The following is a 15,135-nucleotide window of genomic DNA, read 5'->3' on the forward strand; positions in this document are numbered from 1 at the left end:
ATTATGAATATTACAGTTGTTGCTTGGGGAGGACAAGGAGATTTTATTCCCTGTGCTGCCTTGGCATTAGGACTACAAAAAGCAGGTCATTCAGTTAAGTTTGCCACTCATATTGAGGAGCAAGAATTTATTGAAAGTTTGGGCTTAGAATGTTTACCAATAGATTGGGAGGCAGCAGAAAGTCCAATTTTAATAAATCGTCAACCTTTTATTACGATTATTCAAAACAGCGATCAAATAAAATTACCCAAAAATAGTTTATTAAATGAACTATGGCGAGTTTGTCAAAATACCGAAGCAATTATTTTTAATGGGCCATCATATCCCTGTTATTATATTGCTGAAAAATTAAATATTCCTTGCTTTGCAGTATCACCTCAACCCCATCATCAAACTATAGCTTTCCCTCATCCTTTTGTAACTGATGGCAAATCGAAAGGGAGTATTTACAACTGGTTAAGTTATCTTGTATTCGACCAAATTTTTTGGCAATATATCCGCCAACCAATTAATCGTTGGCGACAGGAAAAATTACAATTACCTCTACTATCTTTTTCGGAAGGCTTAGTAGGTAGAATGAAGCGAGAAAAAATACCTTTCTTATATAGTTATAGTTCGGCTTTTTTACCTCAACCAGCAGATTGGGATAATGATTATATTCATGTTACTGGATATTGGTTTTTAGAGCCATCTAAAACCTGGGAAGCGCCTCAAGATTTAATCGATTTTTTATCGACTGGTGAGCCTCCGATATATATTAGTAATATTTGGCATCAAGAAACTTTAGGAACAGAATTAGTAAGGGAAATTTGTCAGCTAACTAAACAGAGAATAATTGTTCATGGCTTAGATAATGATGACTCGGAAATCGAAGCATCAGAGCAAATATTTTATGTTCAAGGATTTATTGCTTATGAATGGTTATTTCCTCAAGTTTCTGTAGCGGTGCATCATGGTGGCTGTGGAACAATTCATAGTTGTTTGCGGGCTGGAGTACCAATGGTGGTAATTCCTTATCAAAGTGATAACGATCAAGCTTTTTGGTCACTGCAAATAGAAAAGTATGGTTTAGGTATTGCTTTATTGCCTGAAAAAGAAACAATATCAGCAAAAAAGTTAGCTAGTGCAATTCAAAAAGTTATTGGCGATGAACAAATTCAGCAACGAGTAAAAAATATCGCTAAACAAGTTCAATTAGAGGATGGAATAAATAAAGCAATTGAAGTTTTCAATGGTTATTTTAAATAAAAAATTAGGCTTTTGCCGATAGTTAATTAACTTTTTAAAATTATGAGTGGTATTAAAGAAAGAATTGCCGCACTATCTCCAGAACAAAGAAAACTTTTGGAGTTACGGTTAAAACGAAAACAAACCAATTCAGAAATAATTAATGCGATCGCTAAAAGAAAAGCATCCGATCCTGTCTTATTATCCTTGATGCAAGAAAGATTATGGTTTGGACATCAATTACAACCAGAACTACCTTTATATAATGAATCAAGTTTATTTAAACTTATAGGTACTCTTGACATCGCTGTTATCGAAAAAAGCATTAATAAAATTATTCAGCGTCACGAAGTTTTGCGTACCTGTTTTGAAGTTATTGATGAAAAAGTAACTCAAAATATTGCGCCAGAATTAATAATATCTGTACCAGTTATAAATTTAAAACAATATTCAAAACCCGAACAAGAAGCTCGACTTCCAGAAATAATTAATAATTATTGTTGTCAAGCTTTTAACTTAGAACAATTACCGTTGTTAAAGACTATTATTATTTCTTTGTCAGAACAAGAACATCTCATGCTAGTTACCATGCATCATATTGTTTCTGATGGTTGGTCTTGGAGCGTTTTTTATCGAGAATTAGCAACACTCTATCAATCTTTGGCTCAAAATAAGGCTTTGTGTTTAGCAGAATTACCAATTCAATATGGAGATTTTGCCCTGTGGCATAGAAAATTTATTCAAAACAAAATTACACCACAGTTAAATTACTGGAAACAACAACTTAAAAATGCACCACCAATTTTAGAATTACCTACAGATTATTCTCGTCCTAGTCAGCAAACTTTTCAAGGTAAGCGAGAAACTTTTAGATTTTCTCCGCAGCTTACCAAAAGTCTAAAAAACTTAAGCAAACAAGAAAATATAACCTTATTTATGTTGCTATTAGCTGCATTTAAAACCTTACTTTATCGCTATAGTCAACAGACAGATATTTTAGTCGGTACTCCAGTTGCCAATCGTGATCGCCTTGAAACAGAAAGTTTAATCGGATGTTTTATTAATACTATTGTTTTAAGAACTAATCTCGATCGCAATCCGAGTTTTTTAGAATTATTACAACGGATAAAAGCTACTACTTTAGCTGCATACAATCATCAAGATTTACCTTTTGAAGAGTTAGTTAAAGAACTACATCCCGAGCGATCGCAGGCTGCCAATCCTTTATTTCAAGTAATGTTTGTTTTTCAAGATACCCCATTACTGAGTTTACAACTACCAGGTTTGACGATAACTCCTTTGCCTATAGATAATGGCATTGCTAAATTTGATTTAACGTTATATATCGAAGATACCCAAGAAGAATTAATTGGATTTTTAGAATACAGTAGTGATTTATTTCACGGCGACACTATCAAAAGAATGATAGCGAATTTTCAAACCTTATTAGCAGGAATTACTACCAACCCTACTATTAATATTTCTCAGCTACCTATATTAACAGCATCAGAAAGAAATAAACTATTAGTTGAATGGAACGATACCAAAAGAGATTACCAATTAGATGTATGTCTGCATCAGTTATTTGAAACCCAGGTAGCTAAAACACCCGATGCAGTAGCAGTAGTATTTGATGACCAAAATCTTACCTATAGTGAACTTAACCATAAAGCAGATCGACTAGCTAATTACTTACAGCAGCTAGGAGTAGGCAAGGATGTTTTAGTCGGTATTTGCTTAGATCGTTCTTTAGAAATGGTCATCGGACTTTTAGGTATTCTTAAAGCTGGCGGTGCTTATCTTCCAATCGATCCAAGTTATCCTTGGCAAAGGATTGACTTTATTTTAAAAGATGCAGAACTAAAAATTATTCTGACGCAACAACATCTCAGTCAGCGTTTGTTTTCTAATCGATCGCAACTTATCTGTCTTGATACAGACTGGGAAAATACCGCTCAAGAAAACCAAACTCATCCGATTAATCACTCCACCGCTGAATCTCTGGCCTATGTAATCTACACATCTGGTTCTACAGGTACACCTAAAGGTGCAATGAACACCCATCGAGGAATCTGTAACCGTCTGCTATGGATGCAAGAAACCTATCAACTAACTACCGCCGATTCGGTATTGCAGAAAACCCCTTTCAGCTTTGATGTATCGATATGGGAATTCTTTTGGACTTTAACCACAGGCGCACGTTTAGTAATAGCCAAACCAGGAGGACATCAAGATAGTACTTATTTAGTCAAACAAATAGCACAGCATAACATTACTACTATACATTTTGTGCCTTCGATGCTGCAAATCTTTTTAGCAGCACCAGGATTAGAAAGCTTAACCAGCCTCAAGCGAGTTATTTGTAGTGGGGAAGCCTTATCCGTTGGACTACAACAAAGATTTTTTGCCAGATTAGATAGCGAACTGCATAATCTTTATGGCCCTACAGAAGCAGCGATCGATGTGACTTACTGGCAATGTCAACCAGAATGTAGGAGAGAACGGCAATTGGATCGCGGCAATATGCTGGCTACCGTACCTATCGGTCGGCCTATCGCTAATACAGAAATTTATATACTCGATAATCATCTCCAACCTCTTCCCATTGGTGTACCTGGTGAATTGTATATTGGTGGAGTTGGTATCGCTAAAGGTTATTTAAATCGTCCCGAATTAACCAAAGAAAAGTTTATTCCAAACCCTTTTTCAGTTAACAGTAATAATAATTATTCCCCATTCCCCATTCCCCATTCCCTAATTTACAAAACAGGAGATAAGGCACGATATTTCCCCACCCTAAAGGATACTGCTCCGCGTCCTTTAGGGTGGGGAAATATAGAATACATAGGGCGTATAGATAATCAAGTAAAGCTGCGGGGTTTTCGCATTGAGTTAGGCGAAATCGAATCTGTACTATCGGGACATCCAGGAGTAAGAGAAGCAGTAGTACTAGTTAAGGAAGAACAAAAGTCTTTAGTAGCCTATATCGTACTTCAGCAATCAAAAACATCGATGAAGGAAGTACGTTGCTTTTTAGATCGGCAGCTACCAGAGTACATGATTCCCAATGCGTTTGTATTCATCGATGCCTTACCCTTAACTGTTAATGGCAAAGTAGATCGTCGTAGCTTATTTACTCTCGAGGTAGCACCTACTTCTATAGAAAATAACTATACTGCCCCCACTACACCTATTCAAGAAATATTGACAGGAATTTGGGCGCAAATCCTTAATCTGACTCAAGTAGGCATTGAGGATAACTTCTTTGAATTGGGAGGACATTCTTTATTAGCAACGCAAGTAATTTCCCAGGTAAGAAAAACTTTGCAAGTAGAGATTCCTTTGCGGGAATTATTTACAGCCCCAACAGTAGCACAATTTGCTCAACTAATAGAAACGGCAATAAATAGCCAGCTTCAATTAGAATCTGTGCCTTTAAAACCAGTTTATAGAAATACTGATTTGCCACTCTCTTTTGCTCAACAAAGACTCTGGTTTCTCCAGCAATTAGAACTAGATTCTACTGCTTATAATGGTTCTAATGCTTTATTAATGGAAGGGATTGTTAACCTAGAAGCACTTGCCAATAGCATTAACGAAATTGTCAGACGACATGAGATATTGCGGACGAGTTTTGAATTTGTAGATGATCGACCTATTCAGAAAATTATCTCTAAATTAAAGATTCCTTTAACAGTTATAAATTTGCAAAAGTTATCAGAAACAGAACGTCAAGTAGAGGTAATAAGATTAGAAAAAATCGCTGCCCAAGAACCCTTCGATCTTACTCAAGCACCTTTATTAAGACTGACTCTTTTACAACTGGAAACAGAAAAACATATTCTATTAGTGACTATGCATCATATTATCTCTGATGCTTGGTCGGCAGGGATATTTATTCAAGAAATATCGGCACTTTATCAAGCTTTTTCTACAGGAAAACCATCACCACTGTCAGAATTACCAATTCAGTATGTAGACTTTGCTGTCTGGCAACAACAATGGTTACAAGGGGAAGTTTTAGAGAGTCAGTTAGCTTATTGGAAAAGACAGTTACAGGGTGCTAAAACAATACTGGAATTGCCAACAGATAAACCTCGTCGAGAACAAACTTATATTGGTAAGAAATATACTTTTTCTTTAACTGTCAAGTTATCTCAGCAGTTAGAAATTTTTAGTCAGCAACAAGGAGTCACTTTATTTATGACTCTGCTAACAGCTTTCAATACTTTACTTTATAGTTATAACCATCAAGAAGATATCTTAGTAGGTTCTCCGATTGCTAATCGTAACCGTAGCGAACTTGAAGGATTAATTGGCTTTTTTGTTAACACTTTAGTGTTGCGAACAGATTTATCTAACAATCCAAGTTTTAAAGAATTATTACAAAGAGTTCGAGAAGTTGCCTTGGGTGCATACGCCCATCAAGATTTACCTTTTGAAAAATTAGTATCAGAATTAAAACCCGAACGTTATCGCGATCGCTCTCCTTTATTCCAAGTATGGTTGGTGTTGCAAAATGCACCTACTGCTGACTTGAAATTACCAGGACTGAATTTAAGTTTACTAGATGTTGAAAGTGGAATGGTACGCCACGCTCTTAAATTAGATTTAACTAAAACTGAGTCGGAAATTACGGGTTTTTTTGAATATAAACAAGACTTATTTTCTGAGAGTGCGATCGCAGTTATGGCACAAAGATTGCAAATATTAATTGGTTTAATTATCGAACAGCCAGAACTTAGGTTGAACGAGTTACTAAAAGTTGTTATGACGACCGAACGCGGACAGCAAAAATTAGAGAGCGATCGCTTTAAAAAGAAACAAATTCAACAATTAAGTCAATTTAAACGCAAAACAATCAACCCGTAGTTACTGACGAATCACTTTTAGCAAAAGCAGAGGAAATACAACCATGATTGATTTAAAAAATATTAGACGAAAATCAGTTAATTTTACTCCGGAAAATTTAATCAAAACTGAGTTCATCGAACAAAACAAGCAATTAATTCTAGTAATTAAACCCACAATAAGCGAACTAGATTTAATTAATTGGGTTGTTAATAATCGTAGTTGGATTGAAAATAAATTATTAAAATATGGTTGTTTATTATTTCGCTACTTTCAATTAGACTATCAAACAGAATTTGAGCAATTTATTCAAGCTATTTCGGGAGAATTAGTTGATTATTCCTATCGTTCGACACCCCGTACCTTAGTCAACGGAAAAATCTATACTTCAACTGAATATCCCGCCGAACAATTTATTCCTCTACACAATGAAATGTCTTATGCCCGTAACTGGCCAATGAAAATTTGGTTTTATTGTGTTGAACCAGCAGGAAAAGGTGGAGAAACACCGATTGCAGATAGTCGAAGAGTATTTAACAAAATTCCTGCTCAAATTAAAGCAAGATTTATCGATCAAAAAGTTATGTATGTCCGTAACTACGGCAAAGGATTAGATTTAGACTGGCAAAATGTTTTTCAAACTAATAATAAATCGGCAGTAGAAAGTTATTGTCGCCAGGCTGAAATTGAATTTGAATGGATCGGTGAAAATCATTTAAGAACCCGCCAAGTTTGCCAAGCTGTTGCTACTCACCCCACAACTAAAGAGATAGTTTGGTTTAATCAAGCTCATTTGTTTCATGTTGCTAGTTTACCTTTCAAGATTCGCAAATCTTTACTGTCAATGATGTCAGAACAAGATTTACCTCGCAATGCTTTTTATGGAGATGAAACACCTATTGAAGATTCAATTATCGAAGAAATTAACGATATTTATCGACAAGAAGCGATTACTTTTCCTTGGCAAGCAGGGGATATTTTAATGCTAGATAATATGTTATTTGCTCATGGAAGAAATCCTTTTCTTGGTTCGAGAAAAGTTTTAGTTGGTATGGCGGGACATTGAGCATTGAACAATGATAAATGGACATGAATATTGAACAAAGTAATGGAAGTAAATGAAGAAGTGAAAATGGAAAATTTAAGTAGCGCAGGGTTTGAAATTTCTCCTCAACAAAAAAGTTTATGGACGTTACAGCAAGCAGGAGAAAGTAAAAATTATCGAGTTACGGGAACAATTTTGATTGAAGGTAATTTAGATGAAATAATTTTAGAAAAAGCTATTAAAAAAGTTATTCAAAATAATGAAATCTTACGGACTGGTTTGAAAGCGATCGCGGATTTAACTATTCCCGTGCAAATTATTTGTCGTGGAGATAATTTTTTCTTAAATTATTATGACCTTAGCAATTTCAATACACTAGAACAACAAGATAAAATTGAAGCAATAATTTTTCAACTCAATCAAACCTCATTCGATTTAGAGCAAGGTGTTGTTTTCTATGCCACTTTAATTAAATTAAATCAAGACAAAAATATTTTAGCGATCGCAATTTCTGCTCTTGGTGCAGATGCAGTGTCTTTTTATAATCTCGTCCGAGAAATTAATGAGACGTATCAAAATTGTTTAGCAGCAAAATCAATAAATAATGAACCTTTACAATATGCCGATTTAGCTGCTTGGCAAAATGAATTATTAGCTGCACCAGAAGCTGAAGCAGGTAGACAATATTGGTATCAAAAAAATTTAGCTAATTCTACTATTAATAAACTTCCCAGTGAAAAAAAAGTTAATTCTAAACTGCAATTTAGCCCCAAATTTATTAGCCTTAATCTCGAGCCAAATTTAGCAACCAAAATCGAAGCAGTAGCGCAAAATTATTATCTTTCTGTGGCTACTTTATTAATGGCTTGTTGGCATATATTGTTATGGCGTTTAACCGACAATAAACAGATGGCAGTTAAAACTTGTTTTGATAATAGAAATTATGAAGAATTAAAACCAGTAGTAGGATTATTAGCCAAATATATTCCTGTCAATATTGAACTAGCAGAAGATTTAAAATTCTCTCAAATTTTAGCTCAACTAGATCGAGAGATTGATGAAATCAACCAATGGCAAGAGTATTTTCTATATAATAACTTGTTCCTACCTTTTGCCTTTGAATTCAACTCTCAGGGTAATACATATCAGACTAATAATTTAACCTGGACGATTCAAAACGTATCAGCCTGTATCGATCGCTTTAAAGTGAAACTTGCTGGTTGGCGTTACCATAATTCTCTCACGATCCAATTACATTACGATGTCAACTTGTTTGATAAACAAGACATAGAGCGCTTGGGTTCAGAATTTCAAACATTATTACAAAGTACCGTAGATAATCCCGAAACTGCGATCGATAAATTAAATATTCTTAGTCCTCAACAACGGCAACAACTATTAATTGAATTTAATCAAACCGCTACTCCTCTATCTCCTTATCAATGCTTACATCATTGGTTTGAAGCACAAGTAAAAAATACCCCTGATCGCATTGCCGTTATTTATGAAAATGAGCAATTAACCTATCAAGAATTAAACACCAAAGCTGACAGAATTGCTCACTATTTAATATCGTTAGGAGTTAAACCAGAAACTATTATTGCCCTTTGTGTCGAACGTTCTCTAAACATAGTAATTGGAATTCTTGGCATTCTTAAAGCAGGTGCTGCTTATTTACCTCTAGAACCCAATTTACCCATCGAAGCATTAACTTTTAGGTTGCAAGATGCCCAAGTGCCAATATTATTAACGCAACAACATCTCAAAGAACAACTTAAACCCTGTGTAATTAGAGATAAGATCCAGATCGTATATTTAGACTCAGATATTCAATATTTAGCTGAAAATAGGACAAATAAAGTACAAATTAAGCTCCCTAGCTACCAAAACTTAGCCTACGTTATTTATACTTCTGGTTCGACAGGAAAACCCAAAGGAGTCGCCGTCGAACACCGACAAATAGTTAATTATCTTAGTGGTATTTTAGCCAAATTAAAATTACCAGAAGCTGCTAGTTTTGCCACAGTTTCCACCTTCTCAGCCGACTTGGGTAACACCTCTATCTTTGGTGCTTTGTGTACTGGTGGCTGTTTGCACATTGTTAGCGAGTCAAAGGCAACCGATCCCATCGCCCTAGCTGACTATTTTAGTCAGCATCAGATTGACTGTCTCAAAATTGTTCCCTCTCACCTATCTGCTTTACTTACATCTGCCGATGCAGCCAAACTTTTACCTCGCCAACGCTTAATCTTGGGTGGAGAAGCTCTAACCTGGAGATTAGTCGATCGGGTAGATAAGCTAGCACCAGATTGTCAAATCTTTAATCATTATGGCCCGACGGAAACTACTGTCGGGGTACTAATAAATCGCGTTGATTCTGTAGGGGCAAACAGTCGTTTGCCCCTACTGGGTTGTCCTTTAGGCAACACCCAAATTTATATATTAGATAAACATCAGCAACCAGTGCCTATCGGTGTGGCAGGAGAGATTTATATTGGTGGCGCTAATGTCGCGAGAGGATATCTTAACCAACCTGAATTAACTGCCCAAAAATTTATTTCTAATCCTTTCCAAAACTCTGTTCTACAAAATCCAAGATTATATAAAACAGGAGATAAGGCACGCTATCTCCCAGATAGAAATCTAGAATTTCTAGGACGTATCGACAATCAAATTAAGCTACATGGCTATCGTATCGAACTAGGAGAGATAGAGACAGTATTGCGTCAACATCCACAAGTACGGGATGCAGTAATAACAGTTAGAGAAAATTCAAGCAATAAGTATCTTGTCGCCTATTTTGTCGCTGAATCAGCAATAGTTGCCGAATTAAGTAATTTCTTAACTCAAAAACTACCCGAATATATGCTGCCTTCCCATTTCATGCAACTGAAGGCTTTCCCATTAACAGCCAACGGCAAAATCGATCGCGACAGTTTACCTTTACCAGAAACAATTGATTTAGAATCAGCCGCATTTGTTGCGCCTCGTACTTCAGTCGAAACCGCACTAACCCAAATATGGGCAAAACTTTTAGAAACAGAAAAAGTTAGTATTCATGACAATTTTTTTGAACTAGGTGGAGATTCAATAATTAGTATTCAAGCGATCGCTCTTGCTAATCAAATCGGTTTACGCTTAACTCCCAAACAGATTTTTGAACATCAAACTATTGCTAAATTAGCTGCGGTTGTTGAAATTAATCACACTTTTACTTCAGAACAAGGTTTAGTTATAGGTGCGATGCCTTTAACTCCTATTCAACACAGCTTTTTTGCGCAAAATTTACCCGAACCTCATCACTGGAATCAATCCGTTTTACTGGAATTACAACGAGAAATTGACCCCAGACAGTTAGAAGAGGGAATAAACCATTTACTACAGCATCATGATATATTGCGATCGCATTTTCACCAAGACACTGAAAAATGGCAATCTCAAATTAGTGAATCTATCCCAGAAATATCATTTACCCAAGTAGACTTTTCTCATCTTTCAGAAGCTAAACAAAATATTGCGCTCAAAACAACTTGTATAAAACTACAGGCTAGCTTGAATTTGTCAGCCGGAAAATTAATCCAGATAACTCTATTCAATTTGGGTAAAAACAAACCCAACCGTTTACTAATTGTGATTCATCATTTAGTTATTGATGGTGTTTCTTGGCGCATTTTGCTAGCAGATTTGTCAACCGCTCTAGCACAATTAGATCGAGGTCAAACAATACAGTTACCACCCAAGACAACTTCTTTTAAACAATGGGCTGAACGTTTACAAGAATATGGACAAACCGAACAACTGAAAACTGAATTAAATTACTGGTGTTGCATCTCAAGAAAACAGATTAAGCCTCTACCAGTAGATGATGCAGAGGGTATTAATACCGAAGCTGTCGCCCGCACTGTATCTGTATGTCTGGGCGCAACAGAAACCAAAGCTCTATTACAAGAAGTACCCGCAGCTTATCATACTCAAATTAATGATGTCTTGTTAGCTGCTTTAGTAAAAGCCTTTGCTGAATGGACGGGAGAATCTCAGCTATTAGTCAGTTTAGAAGGACACGGACGAGAAGATATTTTTCCCGATCTAAATTTATCGCGTACTGTAGGCTGGTTTACTAGCGTCTTTCCAGTGCTTTTGCACTTAGAACCAGCTAATTCAGCTAACGATCTGCTCGAAACAATTAAAGAGCAATTACATCAGATACCTAATCACGGAATTGGTTACGGCATACTTCGCTATCTCAGCCGAGATCAAACAGTATCTCAGGCTTTAGCCGCTATGCCTCAAGCAGAAGTTTGTTTTAACTATTTAGGGCAATTTGATCGCTTTGTAGCCGATTGTGATTGGTTTAAATTAGCTTCAGAATCAGATGGCGCAACTCGTAGTCCCTTGGGCAAACGTCGCTATTTATTCAATATCAATGGTTATGTTATCAACGGTAAATTAAAACTAGATTGGATTTATAGTTCTCAAATACATCGAGACAAGACGGTTTTAAATCTAGCCGAATCATTTATTCACAGGCTACGAGATTTGATTAATTTGCGATCGCTTGCAGTAGAAAGCTACACTCCTTCAGACTTTCCTCAAGCCAACTTGAATCAACAACAACTAGACCAGTTTTTGGCAACCCTAGGCTGAATAAACGAGAAATGAAAAACAATTGACAGACAAAGTGATGAATAAAGAAAATATTGCCGATATTTACCAGTTATCACCCCTACAACAGGGTATTCTGTTTCACAGCATCTGCGAACCAGAAACAGGAGTTTATTGTATCCAGCTTGGCTATCGCTTACGAGGCAATCTTAATGTAAAAGCTTTTGAACAAGCATGGCAGCAGGTAGTCGCCAGACATACGGTTTTACGTACTGCTTTTCATTGGGAGAAACTAGAAAAACCCCTACAGGTTGTTTATCGACAAGTCCCAGTTAGCATTCAGTTTGAAGATTGGGGGACTAAGAGACTTGAAGACGAGGAAACATTAGCGGCTTGGTTAGAAAAAGAGCGAAAAGTCGGTTTTAATCTTGCTCAAGCACCTTTAATGCGCTGGCATTTAATTCGTTGTGCTGAAGATGATTACTACTTTGTTTGGAGTAAACACCATTTAATTTTAGATGGTTGGTCAACGGCATTAGTTTTACAAGAAGTAGTTCAAATATATCAAACTCTCTGCCAATCAAAACAACCCAGCTTAGACACAATAATTCCCTATAGACAATATATTGCTTGGTTACAAGAACAGGATCTATCTCAAGCTCAACAATTCTGGCAAACCTCACTCCAAGGAATTAAAACTCCTACTCCCCTTGGAGTGGGAAAACAAGGCGACGGGGAAATAGGACAACGGGACGAAGCATCGTTCAAACTATCTTCAGCAACTACAGCAGCATTGAAAAGTTTGGCTAAAGAAAATCAATTAACCTTAAATACGATAATTCAAGGTGCTTGGGCATTACTTTTACATCGCTACAGTAGCGAGACGGATATAGTCTATGGAGTAACGGTTTCTGGTCGTCCTACCAATCTTACAGGGGCGGAATCAATGGTAGGATTGTTCATCAATACTCTACCAGTGCGAGTACAAATAGAAGCGGAAGAATGTTTACTTAGCTGGTTAAAGCAGCTGCAAACTCAACTATTAGAAATTCGCCACTATGAATATAGTCCTTTGGTAGAAATACAAGGATGGAGTGAAGTACCGCGAGGCTTACCCTTATTTGAAAGTATTTTAGTCTTTGAAAACTATCCAATCGATCGCACTTTACAACAGCAAGGAAGTTTAACCATTGAGAGTGTCACAGCTTTTGACCATACCAACTATCCCGTAACTGTTACGGTTATACCAGGAGAAGAATTAGAAATTGCGATCGCCTATACTACCTGTCGCTTCGATGCTGCTACTGTAACTCGAATGCTGGGGCATTTACAAACCTTACTTGAAGGCATGATAACTAAACCCCAAACCAAGGTAGTAGATTTACCTCTATTAACCGTAGCCGAACAATCACAACTATTAGCATTCAATCAAACTTCTACCACAATTGCCGTAAACAAACTCCAGCAGTGCATCCATCAGTTATTTGAAAGTGTTGTAGAGAAACAACCTGATGCAGTCGCAGTAGTTTATAATGATCGCCATATTACCTATCAACAACTAAATCAACAAGCCAACCAAATTGCCCGCTATTTGCAAAAACTAGGAGTAGGTGCGGACATCTTAATTGGGATCGAGAGCGATCGCTCTTTAGTAATGATAAGTGCTATCTTGGGTATTCTCAAGGCTGGAGGTGCATATATACCACTAGATCCAAATCTACCAGAACCAAGATTAGCCTTTATGCTGCAAGATAGTGGTTGTGAAATACTGCTAACGCAAAAGCATTTATTACCAAGGTTGAATAATTATTCAGGGAAAGTAATTTGTTTAGATAGCGACTGGGAATTAATTACTCAAGAAGCAGATACCAACTTAGCCCACAACCCCGAACCAGACAACCTCGCCTACACTATATATACCTCTGGTTCGACAGGTAAACCCAAAGGGGTAATGGTCAATCATTCCAGTTTAGTTAATGCTTACTTTGCTTGGTCAGAGGCTTATCAACTCAGTTCACTCAAAAATCATCTCCAGATGGCAAACTTTTCCTTTGATGTCTTTACTGGGGATTTGGTTCGCGCCTTATGTTCTGGAGGAAAATTAGTTTTATGTCCCCGTGACTTATTGCTAGAAGCCGACAAACTTAATCAACTCATACAACAGCATCAAATAGACTGCGCTGAATTTGTCCCAGTGGTATTGCGAAATCTAATGCAGTATTTAGAACAAACTCAACAGCAACTAGATATGGATCTAGTTATTTGCGGTTCAGATAGTTGGTATGGCAGAGAATACGTGCAATTTCAACAATTTCTCGGAAAAACAACCAGATTAATCAATTCCTTCGGCGTAACTGAAGCTACGATCGACAGTACTTATTTTGCCAAAGATACAGGCAAAATATCGCCCGAACAATTAGTTCCCATTGGCAAACCTTTTGCTAATACACAACTTTATATTTTAGATCCTCAAATGCGATCGCTCCCTGTTGGTGTTGCTGGAGAACTTTACATCGGTGGATTGGGAGTAGCACGAGGTTATTTAAATCGTCCCGAATTAACTAAAGAGAAGTTTATCAATAATCCTTGTTTAGTTAACAGTAATAATAATTATTTCTCAGTCCAACCATCTCTCGATTCCCTAATTTACAAAACAGGAGATCGAGCGCGATATCTCTCCAATGGTAACATTGAATTTTTAGGACGCATTGACAATCAAGTAAAACTTAGAGGTTTTCGGATCGAACTGGGAGAAGTTGAAACAATCCTAAATCAACATTCTTTAGTAAAAGAAAACGTTGTTATCATTAAAGAAGACAACCCAGACGACAAACGATTAGTAGCCTATATTGTTCCTCAATCCCAACAGATCGACAATTCCCGAACAAAACTACAGTTACGCAACTTTTTAAGAGAAAAACTACCAGAATACGCTATTCCTTCAGCCTTTGTTTTTCTAGAACAACTCCCCATATCGGCTAACGGCAAAATAGACAGAAAATCCTTGCCAATACCGACAGAAACATTCGATTCAACTAATAACTATATTCCAGCAACAAATGCGATCGAAGAAATTTTAGCTGGAATTTGGGCAAAAATTCTTCATCTACAGCGAGTTGGCATTCACGATAACTTCTTTGATTTAGGCGGACATTCTTTACTAGCTACCCAAGTCATCTCTCGTATTCGCGAAGCTTTTGCGATCGAACTACCGATACGCTGTTTATTTGAATCGCCTTCAGTAGCGCAATTAGCCCAAACTCTAATCGAAAGAGAAGCTAAACCAGGAGTTACGGCAAAACGAGCGCAAATTCTCCAAAAAATCGCCAATCTGTCTCCAGAAGAAGCAAAACAACTACTTCAGCAGAGAAAAGACACCGCCAAAGCAGCTTTAAAATAAACCTTTTGTG

The 15,135-nt window shown here is 36.8% G+C and carries 5 protein-coding genes; all 5 read left to right on the forward strand.

Annotation, left to right across the window (positions count from 1 at the left end; all coding sequences use genetic code 11):
- The first annotated feature begins 3 nt into the window (after positions 1–3).
- Genes V6C71_01300 through V6C71_01320 form a run of 5 tightly spaced genes read left to right on the forward strand, consistent with a single transcriptional unit; the run spans position 4 to position 15,125 of the window.
- Complete coding sequence (locus V6C71_01300; protein ID HEY9767125.1) at positions 4–1,248, forward strand: glycosyltransferase; 1,245 nt, start codon at positions 4–6, stop codon at positions 1,246–1,248.
- A gap of 42 nt (positions 1,249–1,290) precedes the next feature.
- Positions 1,291–6,099 (forward strand): amino acid adenylation domain-containing protein, encoded by a 4,809-nt coding sequence (locus tag V6C71_01305; GenBank protein HEY9767126.1) that lies wholly within the window; start codon positions 1,291–1,293, stop codon positions 6,097–6,099.
- Positions 6,100–6,142: 43 nt separating this feature from the next.
- On the forward strand, positions 6,143–7,144 hold the full coding sequence (locus tag V6C71_01310) for a TauD/TfdA family dioxygenase (protein ID HEY9767127.1): 1,002 nt from the start codon (positions 6,143–6,145) through the stop codon (positions 7,142–7,144).
- Positions 7,145–7,186: 42 nt separating this feature from the next.
- Positions 7,187–11,767 (forward strand): amino acid adenylation domain-containing protein, encoded by a 4,581-nt coding sequence (locus V6C71_01315; protein HEY9767128.1) that lies wholly within the window; start codon positions 7,187–7,189, stop codon positions 11,765–11,767.
- Between the two features lie 37 nt (positions 11,768–11,804).
- Positions 11,805–15,125, forward strand: coding sequence for an amino acid adenylation domain-containing protein (locus V6C71_01320; protein HEY9767129.1), 3,321 nt, complete (start codon positions 11,805–11,807; stop codon positions 15,123–15,125).
- The last annotated feature ends 10 nt before the right edge of the window (positions 15,126–15,135 follow it).

Origin of the sequence: Coleofasciculaceae cyanobacterium, assembly GCA_036703275.1 — a bacterium.
In the GTDB taxonomy this organism is placed as follows: domain Bacteria; phylum Cyanobacteriota; class Cyanobacteriia; order Cyanobacteriales; family Xenococcaceae; genus Waterburya.

Excerpts from the sequence above, each read along its gene's own strand:
- V6C71_01315 (HEY9767128.1), top strand. The coding sequence starts at position 7,187 with ATGGAAGTAAATGAAGAAGTGAAAATGGAAAATTTAAGTAGCGCAGGG.
- V6C71_01310 (HEY9767127.1), top strand. The coding sequence starts at position 6,143 with ATGATTGATTTAAAAAATATTAGACGAAAATCAGTTAATTTTACTCCG.
- V6C71_01320 (HEY9767129.1), top strand. The coding sequence starts at position 11,805 with ATGAATAAAGAAAATATTGCCGATATTTACCAGTTATCACCCCTACAA.
- V6C71_01300 (HEY9767125.1), top strand. The coding sequence starts at position 4 with ATGAATATTACAGTTGTTGCTTGGGGAGGACAAGGAGATTTTATTCCC.
- V6C71_01305 (HEY9767126.1), top strand. The coding sequence starts at position 1,291 with ATGAGTGGTATTAAAGAAAGAATTGCCGCACTATCTCCAGAACAAAGA.